The organism is uncultured Mucilaginibacter sp. (assembly GCF_903893715.1).
GTDB lineage: Bacteria > Bacteroidota > Bacteroidia > Sphingobacteriales > Sphingobacteriaceae > Mucilaginibacter.
In genome coordinates this window covers 1-17101 of sequence record NZ_CAITNG010000009.1, presented here as the reverse complement: position 1 = coordinate 17101, position 17101 = coordinate 1, and the positions used below count along the sequence as shown (strand labels likewise).

At 43.6% G+C, this 17101-nt stretch carries 13 protein-coding genes; 4 read left to right on the top strand and 9 right to left on the bottom strand.

Features of this window, described 5'->3' with window-relative positions:
- From QZX97_RS01105 to QZX97_RS01090, 4 genes are all read right to left on the bottom strand, one after another.
- Positions 1 to 1965, bottom strand: coding sequence for a DUF3857 domain-containing protein (locus tag QZX97_RS01105; protein ID WP_295654634.1), 1965 nt, complete (start codon positions 1963 to 1965; stop codon positions 1 to 3).
- A gap of 51 nt (positions 1966 to 2016) precedes the next feature.
- Entirely contained in the window at positions 2017 to 3105 is a 1089-nt protein-coding gene (locus QZX97_RS01100) for an alpha/beta fold hydrolase (protein WP_295654636.1), read from the bottom strand.
- A 128-nt stretch (positions 3106 to 3233) separates the two neighbouring features.
- Positions 3234 to 3698, bottom strand: coding sequence for a nucleoside triphosphate pyrophosphohydrolase family protein (locus QZX97_RS01095; protein ID WP_295654638.1), 465 nt, complete (start codon positions 3696 to 3698; stop codon positions 3234 to 3236).
- A 373-nt stretch (positions 3699 to 4071) separates the two neighbouring features.
- On the bottom strand, positions 4072 to 5859 hold the full coding sequence (locus QZX97_RS01090; RefSeq protein ID WP_295654640.1) for a hypothetical protein: 1788 nt from the start codon (positions 5857 to 5859) through the stop codon (positions 4072 to 4074).
- Between the two features lie 366 nt (positions 5860 to 6225).
- Between QZX97_RS01090 and QZX97_RS01085 the strand changes: the two genes are divergently transcribed.
- Entirely contained in the window at positions 6226 to 7287 is a 1062-nt protein-coding gene (locus QZX97_RS01085; RefSeq protein ID WP_295654642.1) for a proline iminopeptidase-family hydrolase, read from the top strand.
- A 65-nt stretch (positions 7288 to 7352) separates the two neighbouring features.
- On the opposite strand, the gene QZX97_RS01080 is transcribed toward QZX97_RS01085, so the two are convergent.
- Complete coding sequence (locus QZX97_RS01080) at positions 7353 to 8030, bottom strand: PRC-barrel domain-containing protein (protein ID WP_295654644.1); 678 nt, start codon at positions 8028 to 8030, stop codon at positions 7353 to 7355.
- A 217-nt stretch (positions 8031 to 8247) separates the two neighbouring features.
- On the opposite strand from QZX97_RS01080, the gene QZX97_RS01075 reads away from it, so the two are divergent.
- The gene (locus QZX97_RS01075) at positions 8248 to 9909 is read left to right on the top strand and encodes an alpha-L-fucosidase (protein WP_295654646.1); all 1662 of its coding nucleotides are present in this window, start codon (positions 8248 to 8250) and stop codon (positions 9907 to 9909) included.
- Positions 9910 to 9961: 52 nt separating this feature from the next.
- The gene (locus tag QZX97_RS01070) at positions 9962 to 11251 is read left to right on the top strand and encodes a glycosyl hydrolase family 28 protein (protein ID WP_295654648.1); all 1290 of its coding nucleotides are present in this window, start codon (positions 9962 to 9964) and stop codon (positions 11249 to 11251) included.
- Positions 11252 to 11383: 132 nt separating this feature from the next.
- Here the strand turns inward: QZX97_RS01070 and QZX97_RS01065 are convergent, their stop codons facing one another.
- From QZX97_RS01065 to QZX97_RS01050, 4 genes are all read right to left on the bottom strand, one after another.
- Positions 11384 to 11749, bottom strand: a complete 366-nt coding sequence (locus tag QZX97_RS01065; protein WP_295654650.1) for a hypothetical protein — start codon at positions 11747 to 11749, stop codon at positions 11384 to 11386.
- Positions 11750 to 11816: 67 nt separating this feature from the next.
- Positions 11817 to 12602 (bottom strand): SDR family oxidoreductase, encoded by a 786-nt coding sequence (locus tag QZX97_RS01060; protein WP_295664028.1) that lies wholly within the window; start codon positions 12600 to 12602, stop codon positions 11817 to 11819.
- 83 nt (positions 12603 to 12685) lie between these two features.
- On the bottom strand, positions 12686 to 13555 hold the full coding sequence (gene bla / locus QZX97_RS01055) for a subclass B3 metallo-beta-lactamase (protein WP_295654653.1): 870 nt from the start codon (positions 13553 to 13555) through the stop codon (positions 12686 to 12688).
- A gap of 89 nt (positions 13556 to 13644) precedes the next feature.
- The gene (locus QZX97_RS01050) at positions 13645 to 14973 is read right to left on the bottom strand and encodes an alpha-L-fucosidase (protein ID WP_295664025.1); all 1329 of its coding nucleotides are present in this window, start codon (positions 14971 to 14973) and stop codon (positions 13645 to 13647) included.
- An 822-nt stretch (positions 14974 to 15795) separates the two neighbouring features.
- Here QZX97_RS01050 and QZX97_RS01045 point away from each other — a divergent pair.
- Positions 15796 to 17010, top strand: coding sequence for an IS4 family transposase (locus tag QZX97_RS01045; protein ID WP_295654655.1), 1215 nt, complete (start codon positions 15796 to 15798; stop codon positions 17008 to 17010).
- Positions 17011 to 17101 lie beyond the last annotated feature (91 nt).

Here is a 17101-nt window from a genome sequence, read left to right as displayed (position 1 = left end):
TTACAGCCCTTTTTTTAACACAACTGGCTCGTTCAAAAGCTCATACATCTTTTTATAAAAATCGCGCAAACTGGCATATTCGTTAACACTGAATAATGACCTTTTAAAAACGATGGTGTAATTTATCTCCACAGTATCGCTATCAACTCCAACAAGTCGCTTAACTCTAATACTGTTATCATCCATATGCAATAAGGTATTTTTAGGCAACACATCCACTTTATAACCCTGGGGCAGTTTGTAATATCCGGTAACATATAAAGCGTTGCAGGTGCCAAGGTCAATATCCGAGAAACGTTGCTCGCTTAAAAAAGGATTTGTTTTAAGCGAAGAAAATAGGTTTGGATCAAAATAAATGTAATTATCGTCAGACGCGGAAAGCTGCAAGTCAAAATTTAATTTTTGTACCAAAGGCAAGGTATCAATAGTCGAGTTTTCAAAACTCAGGTCCGAAATCTTAAGCTTATTATCATCGCCGCGTAACATGTCGATATACTTGCTTTCGCCAAGCTTATCGTATAGTAGTTGATAGTTTGCCCGGTTATAACTATAATAATTCGTTTCTGCGGTTCCGGTTATTTTGCTGTCTGGTTTAATTTGAGCGTTTATAGAAATAACCTGCTGAGCCGGAGCATCGCTTTTTAAGAATACCATGTTGGAAGTTACCCATCCACCCATAGGGTAAATTACCATCCCATAAGTATTCAGCAATTCGGCAGGTACGTTTTTATACACATTGTATTTGTCCGAAGCATCAAGCACGTATATTTTATTACTGTCGGCAGGTACATAAATTACTACTTTATTGATCAACGAAAAGCTGGCATAAGAAGGGTTTATAGTACCGTTATCGCGGGTGCAAACCGCCATCGGGTAGGCCTTAACTCCCGAACGCGTCAACAGGTTATACAGTATCAGGTTAATTTCCGTCGAGTTACCGGTTTTTTTGCTCCAGGCTTTTTTAACACCATCGTCTGTATACCACCTGTCAACGTTATTCCATTTCATGTTTCTTTTTACCGTCGTAAACAGGTAAGCTATTTTTTCATCATTTGTGTTAAACTGTTGTGCAAGTTTTATAATGGTGTCTTCTTTACTTAGCTCTTTATTCAATTGCAAGCCAAAATCTTCGTCTCTCACCATACCTCCGGCAATTTTTTGCCAACTATCAAATGGAGCCTGTTGCGTTGTCCCTTCCATACTTAACGAGTGCAACTGAAAGAACATATATTGAAAGTTCATTTTACCGGGCGTAATAAACGGTTCCATTACAAGTGAATGCAGATTGCTTTTTGCCCAGTAATATTTGCGCCCCGCTTTACCCTCTTTTCTTTTCAGCGATACCACCTCATTCGTATCTAAAACCAGTGGCTGTGTGCCCTTGTTTAATGTTTTGTAATCAACCTGGGCCGACATCGTCGCATCCAACTCGCTATATCGTGTCGGGATAGTATTTTGGAAAAACCATGTTGGGAAATTTGCGGGCGAGATTGTTTTCCACTTGTATCGATATTCAATGATGCAACCCGGTTTCACTTCCGGAAAAACAAACACCATTTTCTTTTCGCTTTTATCTATTACCTCGGTGTAAATAAGCTTGGGGTCAAGTTTAACAATTGTAATTTTGTTGTTTTCAATGCTGATGGTTTGGGCTTCAATAGATGAAACAGTTTCGAAATTGTGATAAGAATGATAGGTGAGTGTTATAGCCGTAATATCCTTATCATAATCTTTAAATAGCTTGATCCTTTTGTGTCTCATCATTACAACCGAATCTGCACAGGCATACACATCAGCCTTGTCAAAAAGTATCATGGCTTTGGCATCCTTTTCAAAGCTACATCCACTTAATTGCAAGTCTGCAGTATCAACTGTTCCAAAAGCCGACGTAGATCGGTCTGTTTGTGCCTCGCATATCCTTGATAGTAGTAATAACGCGATAATAAATGTTAATGTTCTTTTCATTTAGGTTGATTTTTGAGCACTCAACTTTAACAATACCGATTCGTTATTTTATTACTTTTTCTCCGAAATATCCAGCAATTCTTTCAAATAATTGCCCCATACCGTTGGGTTAGAGTGTGTTCCATGTCCCGAGGTCTGGTCCGTAATCGGCAATAAAATATAGCGCCCTTTTACAACCTTTTTTATCTCTTTTTCCATAATGCCCAGCTCGGGTGGGTTCACTTCGTCGTCTGCCGAGTTAACAGCAAACAATGGGGCCGTTATTTTTGAGAGGTAAGGCTCGGGGTTATAATTTCGCGAGGCATCAAAAGCGTAAATCAGGTCGTTTGCATCGGTTGTATTCAGATATTGTTGTTCGGTTTTTGCCAATGTTGCTTCTGCCTGCTCCCTGGTGGGCGATGAACGTTGCAATTGCAGCGGACTGCTCCCCATAAAAATAAGCGACGATATGGCGCCCGTCAAGCCCACCTTAGGTTGGGCTTTATATTCGCCGCCCATCCATGCAGGGTCCATCTCTATCAGGTCTATTGCCATTTTGCGCATCATCCGGTTGCGTCCGCCTATCTCCACGGGCAAACTTGCCAAAGGCATCAGCGCGTCCATAAAGTCGGGATAGGTGTAACCCCAAACCCAGGTATGCATGGCGCCCATCGAAGTACCCATCACCAACCGCAAATGATTGATGCCTAAGTGCTGTGTTACTAACAGATATTCGGCTTTCACCATATCGTTATACGTATATTTCGGAAACTTCATGTGTAGTCCATCACTCGGCTTGCCCGACTTGCCATGCCCGATATCGTCTGTAAATATCACAAAATATTTGGCAGCATCGAGCAATTGCCCCGGTCCCAATAAATGCCCGGCAAAGCGCTCGGTCAACAGGCTTTTGCTCGAACCTCCGGTCCCGTGCATAATCAACACAGCGTTTGTAACCTGTCCATCTTTGTCTTTATGTGGGGTGCCAATTGTGTAACAATGCAAGCGCAGTTCATCCAGTTTTTCGCCATCTTCAAACACGAAATTTTTAGCCATGTAATCATGCTCCACAGGAGCGGGGTAAGTACTTTGCGCATAGGTGCGGATGAACCACGGCAGCAAAGCAATCACAAGCAGACCAATTATTTTTGGCGTATTCATAATCTTATGAATTATAACGTTTTATACATATTACTTCTACATTCAAAAAACAATGGGGGGGGGGTAAAAATGGGTGTTTTTAAATTACATCTTCCGTCTTACCTATTCCATCTTACATTAAGCGAAGCTTATAGTATCCCACCCAATTTAGCCGCCGAATAATTGACTGACTTTAAGGTCTTGTTGTCCGCATCGCGATATACTAAATATAGCCCGTCAATCTCTTTATAATGGCAATCAACATTACTGCTGCTTTTATAATGTGCGATGGTCGCTTCAGCTTCTTCAACTGTTTTACAAGCCTTGCTCATGTTCGACCGGTGTACCTCGCCAAACAGGTCGCCGAACTTTTCGCCCAAGCCAAATTCCAATATGGCACCCGCCAACACATATTGCAGGTCGCACAGGGCATCAGCTATCTCAACCATATCATTGTCTTTAATGGCTTGCTTTAGTTCGTCCAACTCTTCGGCCAATAGCGATACCCTCAACTCGCACCGTTGTGGTGTTGGAATGGCCGGCGCGGCAACTATAGGGTGTTTAAATGTGCTGTGAAACTCAGCTACTTTGTTCAATGCGTTTGGTTCTTTCATTGGTTATTGTACTCGTTTAATTCTATTGTCGGTTCTCAATGTACTATATGGGTATTTATGGGTGTTGTTTTAATTTCGGATTTCGAATGTTCAATTTCGAATTTAGTATAAGGGTATTGATGGGTGTTTTATACCTCTTATTTTTTCAATTACATTTTACAGCTTCCATTTTCCGTCCTCCATCATTATGGGTAAATATGGGTATATTTTATTTCTTTTTAATACTTTGCAACACGTGTAAACACTTTTTTAAAGTATACAATATAGCAAATCTTTCCCGTATCTTCAAATGCAGACTATGCATAGTCCTGTGCAGAAAGCCAAAAAAAAGCCCTGTATTTTCATACAAGGCTTTAGGTCAGTTAATTATATGTCACTTTTTTTTACCCTTTCCTGCAACTCCTGTAAAAACAGGTGGAAAGATTTGGATATTTGTGAAGACGTGGCTTATCGTATCGGGGCTTAATGTTGGTGTGCCCGGATTATTGCTATGGCAGGTGAAGCACGATTGTGATGGCGATTGGAAGTAGGTTTCCATCGTGCTGTTGGCCAACACGCTTGTGCCTATCGATACCCCGGCAGTATCAACACCGCTATAGCTGTTGCCGCTTGGCGCAGAGCCGTTAGGCGTCCAGGTGGCGCCTATCAAAAGGTAGTTGGCCCTGATATCGCCGGGCGCGAGCATTCCGGTTATGGACGTATTGATTGATAGTATCTCCGTGTTCGAAGCAACCGATGTGGTATCCTGCGGGTTGCTATAAGCCTTTGCCGGGCTCGGACTGCCCCAGGGCATAGTCCGTAGTGTATTGCTGGCACTAATGGTAAAATTTGGTTGGGCAAAAAGGGTATCTGTGTTTGGTCCGTTTTGTACGCTTGGGTCGTTAGTTGTAATATGCGATACGTTGAATGCTGTATCGGCTGCGTTGGCGGTAAACAACCAACCCGTGCCACCGTCTTGTGGTACATTTACGGTATCTTTTTTGGAATTTAAATAAGAAAATGGCGCGTTCGGGGTATTCATTTTGTGCTCAAATGTCGACCAAACCATCTCAGGGTGGCCTGCAACGCTACCGGCAATATGCATGCCCACCAAGGCCATTCTAACCGTCTTTTCGCTTTTTGGCAACCAGATAGTGTTTTTCGTGGTATCATAAGTAGGGATGGTAGCCGTCATCAGCACATAATTGCTTGAATCCGCACCAAGCGAACTGGCTTCTACCCATGACGATTTTATCTCCATTGCCAGCGCATTCGAATCAGGCAACTGTCGGTTATGAGCTTTGGCGTACACAACTATGGCGTGCAGTTCGGTAGCTGTTGTTGGGAATCTTTTACGCATGGCGGGCGCAAAAGTTTTTGCCAGGTTCAGGTATTCGGCATAAACATCATTAACCAGGGTAAGATAGTATACCAACGAGCCATTTTGTGCCCGCAAGGCGTCGCCTGTAGCTTGCCCTTCTTCCGAGTCGACAACATTGCCCGCACCGTCAAGGAACACGGCCTTTTTGCCAACCATAAACTTTTGAACGAAATGCGAAGCATTGCGCTTATGCTGGATGAGCGCCTGAGGATGCACGATGGCTTTTCCGGTCTTGTCAATGAATGAGAAGTTATGCGCGGCAACTATAACATGGTCAACCTCAACGGTAGCTCCGCTGGCATCTTTCACAACAGTTTTGGCACCTGGTGTTGGTTTTTCCACTTCAAAGAACTTTCCTTTTTTGTCTACAACAATCGGTAACCTGTTAGGGCCAAATTTTGCGATATGCCCCGTCATTCGGATGGGATAACCTGCCACGTGAGGGATGAGCATGCGGTTACCGGCCGAATCAGGAGGCGTAACGTTAAAAAACTCGCTCGACGCAAGTACCGGCCCGTTTTTGGTCGGCGAGGTCGCCCACAAAAACATCCTTTCCGACCATTGGTAGAACTGACAATTGTTTTTGTGTTGAAAAGCAACGCTGTTGGCGGGCGTTACGGTTCCGTTAAGTTTTACCGAATCGCCAACAAACCAGTGTTTGAAGGTGTCGGCCGCGACCACGCACGTCGGACAAACATCCGGCGGTAAAGCTCCTTGGATTGCGGAGCGGTGGGTGCTGCATTTCCATAAAACAAAACCCATGAGAAGCATAAAAGCAATAATTCCTGTCGTTCTTTTCATAATTGATTAAGGTTAATTAGTGGTTGATATAATTGGTTAATTTAATACTCTATAGTTAATGTAATATTAATTGTAGATTAATAATTAATTATTATAAAAATAGTTCAACGGCAATTTTAACACTAAGCAGTTTTTTTAACTATTAGCTATATAAAATTGGTTTACAATGCGCTACGGGGATATCGCATGGTAATATAGAGGTATGTTAATGCAAGATAAGGTGTTTATTTTAAAATATCATATTTTATTTAAAATATGTTGATGTCTCAATAAGCTTTCATTTTTCCCCTTTTTTTGGAATAGGATCATTGCCGCTTTTTCATCATAAACTATTATATTAGCACCATAACGCCTCATTAAAAAACCATGAAAACAAATTCTTTTATCAAGGCCATCTTTATGCTGGCCGTTACTGCCGTTTGCGCCTGTAAAAGTCCTGCTACGCAGCAAACCGGGTCTATCACCTTGGCCGAATACTTTAAAGACACCACCGCCGGGGTAAAAACAGGGGGTATACAAATAATCCCCATCAATACACCAAAAGGAAAGTTCAACATCTGGACAAAAAAGCTGGGCGATAACCCTAAAATCAAATTGTTGTTGCTCAACGGCGGACCCGGCGCTACGCACGAATATTTTGAGTGCATGGAAAGCTTTTTACCAAAAGAAGGAGTGGAGCTCATTTATTACGACCAATTAGGCTGCGGTAACTCCGACGACCCTAAAGATACCTCGATGTGGAGCCTGCCGCGTTACGTGGAAGAGGTGGAACAGGTACGTACGGCGCTCAAATTGGACAGTACCAACTTTTACTTGTTGGGCCACTCATGGGGTGGTATCTTAGCCATGGAGTACGCATTGAAATACCAGAAAAACCTGAAAGGGCTGATTATATCGAACATGATGTCGAGTTGCCCCGACTATGGCAAATATGCCGCTGAGGTGCTGTCAAAAACCATGGACCCCAAAGTATTGGCCCGCCTGCGCGCCATCGAAGCAAAAAAAGATTTTGACAACCCCGAATACATGCAGTTGCTTATGCCCAATTTTTATGCCCAACATATCTGCCGTTTCCCGCCCGATAAATGGCCCGAGCCGGTAAACCGTTCTCTGGGCAAGCTCAACAAATCGTTGTATGTAACCATGCAGGGCCCAAGCGAGTTTGGCATTTCGGGCAAATTGCTCCTGTGGGACCGCAAAGCCGACCTGCCCAAACTATATGTACCCACATTAACCATCGGCGGCAAATACGACACAATGGACCCCAAACACATGGAATGGATGTCGAAACAGGTTCAAAACGGGAGCTACCTGTATTGCCCCAAAGGCAGCCATATGAGCCTGTACGACGATCAGGAAACCTATATGGCTGGCCTTACCAAATTTATAAAAGCTGTGGATGCCGGGGATAAAAAGGTGAAGATGTAACCCTTTATTTGGATACCTTTCTAACAAAAGCCGGGTATAATTATACATGGCTTTTGTTGTTAAAATTATTCATATTTACTTTCTTCAAATAACTCGCAGCCCTCAACATCGGCTATCGGCAGGTTCACAAAAACCTCCCAATTGGTAAATGATATAAACCTTACATCCTTTACCGAAATCAGTACTTTTTTGCCACCAATGATGTTATGCGTATCTACAACAAAATTTAATAGTTGCCAGTTCTCATCATCAACAATAAAATTGTTAACGTGGCCAATCTCACCATCAAGGGCATGTATACGGTAACCACTTACCTCTTTTGCGCTGCGTAAATGGAAATCTTCACCCGTTTTGTCGCTCTCTTTTGGAGTAACATGCGGTGGGTTGCCAACACCCATACCTCCGGCGTAATTACCACCTTCCCAATAAATACCCCAAAAATGGTGCGAATTTAGCTTAGCCTCCTGCTGGCGCGAAACAGGTTTGTCCGTATCAATATCCGGACTGTTTTGCACCTGTTCCATCGTCATATTTACATGGAATATGCTGGCGGCAAACGAATCTTTTAGCAAAGCTTCACGCGAAATAAGCACCTTTCGCTCCGATAGCCAGCTCCCCGTTTTAACAATCAGGTAACGTATCGTCCAGGTCTCGTCGTCAAAATGAAAGTCTTCAACTTCACCAATCTCGCCATCAGTTGCGGCAACACTAAAGCCAATTAAACTGTTTACATTACGTTTCATAAATTTATAGTCTTGATTTACAAAAATGTACTAACCAACTAACCTTTAGATAAAGCATTTGTTTTGCATATAAACAACGACCTAACGTTTAGTATAACCATTGCCGGTAATATTCAGGTTACATCGTTAATTTCACAGGATAGCACAGGATGCCAACTATTGCCACTAACTATAATTTTACCATCGCATTACCTTTTTTAATTCCTGCAAACCAATTATGATGAATACCAAAACACTCCCATACCTGCTTTTTACCGCGGCAATATTCCTCGCTTCGAGCTCTGTAAACGCACAAACAGCAAAAATTGACACTCCAAAAACCTTTAATAAACTGATAGGTGAGGAGGGTAACGCCCATGACTTTGATATGGCACCCGAAACCCGCCTCGAAGTGGTTGAGGCCGCAGTAAAATCCATACCAACTAAAATGCCTTCGGGGCCTTTCAAACCTACCTGGGAATCGCTTGCCGCGAACTATAAAGTGCCCGAATGGTACGCAGGCGCCAAATTTGGCCTTTGCATGCACTGGGGCCTGTATTCTGTTCCGGCTTACCATAACGAGTGGTACGAAAAACACATGTACGGCACCAAAGGCATCATGGAATGGCACGTGCAGCACTTTGGCGAGCAGGATAAATTTGGCTACAAGGATTTTATCCCCATGTTTACGCAAGAGAAATTCGACCCGAACGCCTGGGCCGAACTTTTCAAAAAGTCGGGCGCTAAATTTGTGATGCCCACCTGCCAGCACCATGATGGCTTTTCCTTATGGGACAGCAAGGTGAACCCATACAACGCCAAACAAATGGGCCCTCACCGCGACCTGATTGGCGAGCTCTGTACTGCCGTTCGTAAACAAGGCCTCAAATTTGGCTTTACCAACCACCAGATCGAAAACTTCCAGTTCATCAACCCGCCGCAGGCCATGCTCGACAAGATGAAAGCCGAACAAGCCGACCTCTTCGACCCCAAATGGACAGCCTTTTACAACGTAGCCGACCGCAGCGACGAAGCATGCCGCAAGTTCCTCGTTAATTGGTTCGAACGGAATGTCGAACTGATAGACAATTACAAACCCGATATGCTCTGGTTCGATAACGGTGTGGATCAGCGCTACCTCGACCCCTTGAAACTAATGGTAGCCGCATACTACTACAACAGTGCAAAAAAATGGGGTAAAGAAGTATCTCTGAATACCAAAAAAGCCGCGTACGCGCCATCTGGTACCAACGTCGCTACCATAGGGTCCATCCTCGATTTTGAAGGTAAAGTTCCTCCCGGAATCCGCACAGGTACCTGGGATGTTGATACTAAGATAGGCTCCAGTTGGGGTTATACAACCGGTATGCATGTAGCAGGCCCCGGTGCGGTCATCGGTAACCTGGTCGATATTGTGAGCAAAAACGGCACCATGATGCTCAACCTGTCACCTATGGCCGATGGCACCATCCCGCAGGCCCAACAGGAAACTTTATTGGGTGTCGGCAAATGGCTTGGCATCAACGGTGAGGCTATTTATGATACCCACAACTGGATTAAATTCGGCGAAGACAATGGCCCACGCATACGCTTTACTGTAAATGGCGATGCGTTATACGCCATCATTGTTGGTAAATGGCAGGGAGGCATAATAACCATCGCTTCATTGGCCGATGGCAAAGCTCCGGCGGGTAAAATTAGTTCGGTAACCATGCTGGGCTCGGCAGGATCCTTGGCCTTCGGGCAGGATGCCAGCGGTTTAAAGGTTACGCTACCTGCAACCGCCCCATGCGATTACGCCTATGTGCTAAAAATAACCGGCCTTAAAATGAACCCGCCAACAACCACAACATCTGGCAACCCGATACCAAACTATGAAGCATCGCTTGGCGCGAATTAATTGTACCGTTTTACTTAAATTTAGTATCATTGCCTACCCAATTAACCAATAAATGAAGACCAAAATAACCCTCGTAGTCCTGTTGTTTTCCACGATGCTGGCAACAACGGCATTGGCAGCAGGCACTGCCCCCAAACTCTACAAAATTACCGACCACGGTGCAGTTGGCGATGGCACCACCTTAAACACCAAAGCTATACAGGCTACTATCGACGAATGCGCTAAAAAAGGCGGAGGCACAGTAGTGATACCTAAAGGCGCTTTTTTAAGCGGCGCAATCTTTATGAAACCCGGTGTTAACCTCGATATTCAGGAAGGCGGCGTACTCCGCGGCTCACAAAATATCGAGGATTACCCAAAAGGTCCGCGCCGCATAGAAGGCCATACAGAGCCATGGCGTTGCGCGCTCATCAATGCCGACAAGGTGGACCACTTGCACATCACCGGCAAGGGCATGCTCGACGGTAACGGCGAACCCTTTTGGAAACTATTCTACAGCCGCCGCAGTGCCGACCGTAACACCACCAACCTCAGTGTTGAGCGTCCGCAGTTGACCTTTATCCAAAACTCAAAAGATGTGGTGATACAAGGCATCACTTTTCATAACTCCGGCTTCTGGAACCTGCACTTGTACCGCGACCAGCAAGTAACTGTTGACCATTGCCGCTTTGAAGCACCAAGCGGCAAGGTACCGGACAACCATGCACCAAGTTCCGACGGTATCGACGTCGATAGCTCACAGGATATAACAATCAGCTTTTGTTCATTTTCGGTAGGGGATGATGATATTGCCCTTAAAGGCTCAAAAGGCCCCTTTGCAATGCAAGACAAAGACAGCCCGCCCGATGAGCGTATCCATATTTACGACTGTACCTTTGAACAAGGCGGCGGCATCATGACCTGCGGCAGCGAAGCCACACTGGTGCGCGATGTGGACATCAGGCGTTGTACCACCACCGGCCCCACTGTGTTGCGCCTCAAACTGCGCCCCGATACCCCGCAACAATACGAAAACATCAGCCTGGATGATATCACCATCGCTGGCCCCAACGTAGTCATCCTCAGCATTGCCCCCTGGACCCAGTATTTCGACCTGAAAGGTCAGGCACCGCCAACATCGCTGGTGCGTAACATCAAACTGTCAAACATCAAAGGCACGGGCGGCTCTATAGGCAAAGTAGCAGGTAATAACGGCACCACCTTCGAAGACATTACGCTCAAAAACATAAACGTAACCCTCAAAAATGCCGATTACGACGTGAGCAAGTTCAAAACCGCCATCCTCGAAAACGTGGTGATAAACGGAACCGCAGTAACCACCCCGGCTCCCGCAAAACAGTAAACCCAAACCATATCATTGCAGGGCTTCCGAAAGGGAACCCTGCTTTTTTGTTTAAAACAGCTGGTAATGGTGAACTTTTTTTAGTGCGCAGCACGATGGCATTGAGCACGCTAATGGATAGAAGAACGGATGTTATTTCAACACCCGCTCCATCTTCGTCCATTTTATAGCAGGAAATTTGTTTGTTGTTTGCGCCTTTGAAGGGTTTCTGACTTTAGATAATCTACCCTCATTAAATAACCTATCCGAAGCTGTTGGCCAATCCGGCAATACATTTTCTTCCTGTATCCAATGATGGTATGATGCCTCACTGCACCAGGTAGGCAATTGCTGCATGGCATTTCTGTGCGCAACCGAGTTTCTAAATCCTTTCATGGCTTCTTCGCTGTCCCATAAGGTAATGGTCCAAAAAGTCAGGTTCTTGTCCACCAGTTCCTTGCCTTTTATCAAGCCTTCCGAATTTACAAGCGTCTTCACGGAAGCCTCATTGGCCTTCATAAAAGCAAATAAATAAAATATCGTTTTTACACGTAGTCGGGTTATCGAAACAAATAGCATATCATTTTTATTGTTTTACTTTTCCTAAAACCATGCGCGAAACTTTTAAAACAAGTGCCCGTGGTAAAAACCCGACTGAGGTAGCCATCATATAGTTTATGAACCCATGAATGGCAACGGTTTTGCCTTTTAGCATCGCCGCATAACCATATTCGGCAACTTCTTTTGAGGTTGGTAATTTTTTGCCTTTAAAAAGTTCGTTGTTTTCCATACCGGCTGCCATTTGAAAACCACTTTCTGTAGCGCCCGGACAAAGGGCAGTTACCGTAACCCCTTTATCGCTCACTTCATTGCTGATTGCCTCCGAAAAACTCAGCACATAAGCTTTTGTGGCACAATAAACCGCCATGGTAGGTCCTGGCTGAAAAGCGGCCGTGGATGCCACATTCATTATTTTACCACTTCCACGCGTAACCATTTCCTTTAGATACAGTTTGGTGAGTAGTGTTAGGGCAGTGATATTCAAATTAATCATCTCCAGCTCTTTGTTCCCGTCCGTTTCCCAAAACATGCCAAAATCCCCAAAACCAGCATTATTAATCAGGTAATCAATTTGAATATTGGCTTGTGTAGTTTCTAAATGCACTTCTTTGACTGAATTTTCGAGTGAAAGATCTTTGCCTATAGTGTGTACGCTAACGTTGTATAAGCTTTCCAATTCCTTTTTTATCTCGTCAAGCTTTCCCTTGTTTCTTGCAACTAAAACTAAATCTCCACCTTTTTTGGCATGTACTCTTGCCAATTCCATCCCAATGCCGCCGGAGGCTCCTGTTATTAAAGCAGTAGTTTTCATGATTTAGATTGTTTAAATTTTATTTATTTTCAATATCCAAAACTAAGCAATTAAGCTCAGTGTTATTGACAAGAACTCAGCCTTTATTGGCTCAAATTCTTCAAATAAGCATTATTCAGATTCCTTAAAGCGGCGTCATAACCCTTTTGGTTCCTAAACGCATCGGGGTTGTAGGGGTCGCCCGGTTTATGCTTTTTATGCAGGTCAAACTGACTGGCATGTGCTGCCAGCCAAATATCGAATTTGATGTTTTTCATCGCCTTTAAGGTATAAGCAAAGTCTTTGCCTACATTAGGATAGGTTGGCATGCCCGATAGCTTGGTATCGCCCACAATGCTGGGCATATTGGCTATTAGTACGCGGTAACTGCGGTGCCCGTCTTGCACATCAAACAAAAAACTGGTGGCGCCTCGGGTATGGCCCGGGTGGTGCAGCGCAACTATCTGTGTGCGACCGAACTTTATGGTATCGTGTTCGTGCAATAATACATCCGCTTTAACCGGAGGGTAAAAAAAACTTTTGTCCGTCAGCACATAGTCCGATTGGCCGCCATCGGCCAACTCCTGCGCGTCCTGCTCATTCACCATGATTTTTGCACCCGTCATTTTTTTGATAGCAGCCATAGCGCCCACATGGTCCGAATGTACCTGGTTGGTCAGTAATAATTTGATATCCGAAAACTTGAAACCCAGTTTCTCCACTTGCGACCGTATCATATTTTCTGAACCGGGCAGCCCTGTATTAATCAAAATGTTCCCTTTTGGCGTAACAATAAGGTAACTGGTCAGCTCGTAAGTGCCCACATAATACAAGTTCCCTACTATGCGGAAAGGAGGGTATGCCTTTGACCATTCCGGCGAAGGGGTCAATTTTACAATTTGCTGGGGATAAACAAATAAGGCAGTACTCATTAAACAGAACACCATCAAAATGGATTTAAACTGTGCTTTCATTGCATTTAGTTACATGCTAAATTAATGTGTTGCGCCAAATAAATCCCTATCGGTGCAATCCTTTTTAAATTATTTTGCCCCAAGCTATTCTATAACCCGCCTTGCCCCCGGTAAAGTTTTATCGGTTTGTCAAGTTTTAATTTCAACACAGTGATATATTTATCCTGCACACCTTCGGGCAAATTGATATAAACCAGACCGGGAACAGGGCTCCATGATATTTTTCCCACAACTTTATGGTTCAGTTTAGTGCCGGTACCCACTACCGAAATGTCCTTTATCTTATTATCCAATCCTTTCAACATAAGTTGCCCGCTTGTTTTCCCGTGCACAAACAAATACAACGTCGTCGAATCTTTCGATAGGGTAGTAGGCCCATAAAAATGACCTTGCGGGATGCCGGCCACGGTGTTAAATATTGCTTCTCCGTTCTTTTTGTTCCAGGCGCCCAGTTCCTTCAATATATTGATTTCTTCAGGTGGTATGGTACCATCTTCTTTTGGTCCGATGTCAAGCAGTAAATTTCCGCCGTTGGCCACGGCATCAACAAAAATCGAAATGATTTCATAAGGCGTCTTCCAGTTTTGATCGTGCTGCTGGTAGCCCCAGTTGTCATTAGTGGTCATACACAGTTCCCACCAATTATAGGGTGGGCGGCTCACCGGGAAATTTTGCTCTGGGGTGGTATAATCGCCGTAACCTTGCAGGCGGCCGTTAATAATAGCAGCGGGATTTTTTGTCAAAATAATACGCCTCACCTTTTCCGATTCCCATTCTTCAGCACTGTGCTCCCAATCCCCATCAAACCACCACAGGTCAGGATTGAATTTCTCACCAATTTCTTTGATTTGTCCCTGAAAAAAGTCCCTGAATCTGTTCCAGCGCGCATCATCATCTTTAACATTATAGCGCGAACTATCTTTCAAAAAACCGGGGTAATCCGGATGCGACCAGTCAATCAACGAAAAATAAGCCCCGCATTTAATATCCCGCTTGCGCAGTTCATCAAAAAGGGGTTTTATCATATCCATTTTAGCAGGCGTTGCTTTTACGATGCTCAGGTTGTCTTTTTTGGTATCGTACATCGCCACACCGTCGTGGTGTTTAGTAGTAATAACGGCATATCTTGCACCGCTTTCTTTAATCAGTTCGGCCCAAAAAGTGGGGTCATAATGCTTTAGGGTAAACCCGTTCAGCTGTTTCATATAATCGGCATAACTGATTTTTTTGTTATGAAAACTCCATGATTCATCAATGCCGTTCACCGAATAAATACCCGCGTGTATAAATATCCCCAGTTTAGCATCCTGGAACCATTGCATTTTGGCGGCGATGGTTTTAGGGTCTATTTTGGTTTGAGCATGTCCCAAAACAGTAATAACACAAAAAATGAAGGTCAATATCAATCGTTTCATCATAGCGGGTGTGGATGGTTCTTAAATAACAAATACAATGATAAAAAGATTTTGCCGATGCACCGGCATCAGACCATTTATTGGGGTACACTTACCGGTTTGATTCAATGGCCAATAGTCAACTAATAATGTGATGACTGTCAATATACAATTGCTTATCTTTAGCGATTTTTATAAAAAATGGTTATATGAACTTTTTTAAAACTAAAACCAGCTGGTCGAACACCGAATTTATCGTGCTAAAACTTTGTGTTGCTTCTGCGTATGTTTTGGTGGGAGGATACTTCCATTCCTTCTTTCGTCAATACTATGTTCCCGTATTTATGGTATTTGCTGTCACCTGTATTTGGGCGGTGTCATTATGGATAAGCAAAATGAGGGGCGTTAAATAGTATTAAAATTTAAGATTTTAAATACGCAAAAAATGATGAGCTAGACAAAATTTAATCACTTGCTAATAAAAAAAGAGCGTAGGGGGTATTCTTTTATCTTCTTATGAAATTCAGTAAATGATTAGCTATTTTTTGCGTCTCTTTCGTTGTAAAACAGGGCTTAAAATAACTCACATAATTAAGCAGGTCATTTAAAGTCAAGATTTTTACATATTGAAACTCTTCAATTGGCTTATGATTTATTAAAACAATTAAATTGCGTAATGGGATTTTCCTGTCGCCCCAATGATGTTCATTTAAGTGTAATTTAGTGCCCGAAATTTCTCCATTCAATATTTTATATCATTGTTGTCCGGTTAACAAACCAAAAAATTAACGGGAGGGCCAGAGCCCGCCCGTTTTTTCTACCTTTAAGTTACCACACTCAAAAAGTATGCTTAAAGGTACAACATTTTCCGGACAGCCGGTATTCGCACAATTAACAGGGATGATCAGCCGGTCGTCTTTTGAGACACTGGTTACACAAAAGCAAGCCGATTACTATTGCAAACGCTGCAAATCATGGGAGCATTTAATGTGTATGCTTTATTGCATCATGAACAACTGCACGTCTTTGCGGGAGGTAACCCATGGTATAGCGGCGTATGGCGATAAGCTTATCCATTTAGGGATAAACTATACCCCACCCCGCAGTACGTTGAGTGATGCCAATGCCAACCGTAGCGAAGAATTCTTTGGGGCAGTGTACGATAAACTCTACAAGCGTTATAAAGAGGTTTTATCGGACAGCCAACTGGACAAACAATTGCTCAAACGGATATATCTGATCGACAGCACTACCATAAGCCTTTTTAAGGCCATTATGAAGTGCGTAGGGCGCAAACCAATTGATGGCAAAAGCAAAGGCGGCATTAAGGTACACACGATGTTAAACGCCTATGAACAGGTGCCACAACTGATCCATTTTACAGATGCGGCCACACATGACCATACCTTTCTTTCCAAACTGGACTTAAAGCCCCATCAGATCGCTGTTTTTGACCGCGCCTACGTTGATTATAAGCAATACGCCAAATGGACAGGTGAACAGGTACACTTTGTGACCAGACTGAAGGATAATGCTGTTTACGATGGGCTGGAAGAAGCAGAAATACCCGACAACATCCCAGCTGGCTACCTTAAAGATGAAAAAATACAGATCAGCTACAAAGGTGAAGACCAAAAAGAACAGCTTCTGTTCCTGAGAAGGGTTGTTTATTATGACGATGAGAAGAAAAGGCTATTCCAGTTCCTGACCAATATCTTTGATATGACAGTAGAAGAAATAGGGCAACTTTATAAGCTACGCTGGCAAATAGAACTGCTTTTTAAACAACTGAAACAGAACTTTCCGCTGAAATACTTTTTAGGCGACAATGAAAATGCCATTAAAATACAGATATGGTGTACCCTGATCGCCAATCTGCTCTTTACTGTCATTAAAAAAGGCATAAAGGAGAAAATATCCTTTTCAAACCTGGTGAGTTTTGCCCGCCAGCACCTGTTTAGCTACCATAAGCTCACCGAGCTGATCGGAAGATCGGAAAAGGAATGGCGCAAGAAATATCAGGAAAAACCTGTTGTACAACCAACTATCTTTGATGGGTAGGGGCTTAGGTTTGAACTAAAAGAAAAAACATAAGCCCATTCGCTCAAAATCGGCTATTTTTACTAAAACTGATTTTTACCGGACAGTAATG

Excerpts from the sequence above, each read along its gene's own strand:
- QZX97_RS01105 (WP_295654634.1), bottom strand. The coding sequence starts at position 1,965 with ATGAAAAGAACATTAACATTTATTATCGCGTTATTACTACTATCAAGG.
- QZX97_RS01100 (WP_295654636.1), bottom strand. The coding sequence starts at position 3,105 with ATGAATACGCCAAAAATAATTGGTCTGCTTGTGATTGCTTTGCTGCCG.
- QZX97_RS01095 (WP_295654638.1), bottom strand. The coding sequence starts at position 3,698 with ATGAAAGAACCAAACGCATTGAACAAAGTAGCTGAGTTTCACAGCACA.
- QZX97_RS01090 (WP_295654640.1), bottom strand. The coding sequence starts at position 5,859 with ATGAAAAGAACGACAGGAATTATTGCTTTTATGCTTCTCATGGGTTTT.
- QZX97_RS01085 (WP_295654642.1), top strand. The coding sequence starts at position 6,226 with ATGAAAACAAATTCTTTTATCAAGGCCATCTTTATGCTGGCCGTTACT.
- QZX97_RS01080 (WP_295654644.1), bottom strand. The coding sequence starts at position 8,030 with ATGAAACGTAATGTAAACAGTTTAATTGGCTTTAGTGTTGCCGCAACT.
- QZX97_RS01075 (WP_295654646.1), top strand. The coding sequence starts at position 8,248 with ATGATGAATACCAAAACACTCCCATACCTGCTTTTTACCGCGGCAATA.
- QZX97_RS01070 (WP_295654648.1), top strand. The coding sequence starts at position 9,962 with ATGAAGACCAAAATAACCCTCGTAGTCCTGTTGTTTTCCACGATGCTG.
- QZX97_RS01065 (WP_295654650.1), bottom strand. The coding sequence starts at position 11,749 with ATGAAGGCCAATGAGGCTTCCGTGAAGACGCTTGTAAATTCGGAAGGC.
- QZX97_RS01060 (WP_295664028.1), bottom strand. The coding sequence starts at position 12,602 with ATGAAAACTACTGCTTTAATAACAGGAGCCTCCGGCGGCATTGGGATG.
- bla (WP_295654653.1), bottom strand. The coding sequence starts at position 13,555 with ATGAAAGCACAGTTTAAATCCATTTTGATGGTGTTCTGTTTAATGAGT.
- QZX97_RS01050 (WP_295664025.1), bottom strand. The coding sequence starts at position 14,973 with ATGATGAAACGATTGATATTGACCTTCATTTTTTGTGTTATTACTGTT.
- QZX97_RS01045 (WP_295654655.1), top strand. The coding sequence starts at position 15,796 with ATGCTTAAAGGTACAACATTTTCCGGACAGCCGGTATTCGCACAATTA.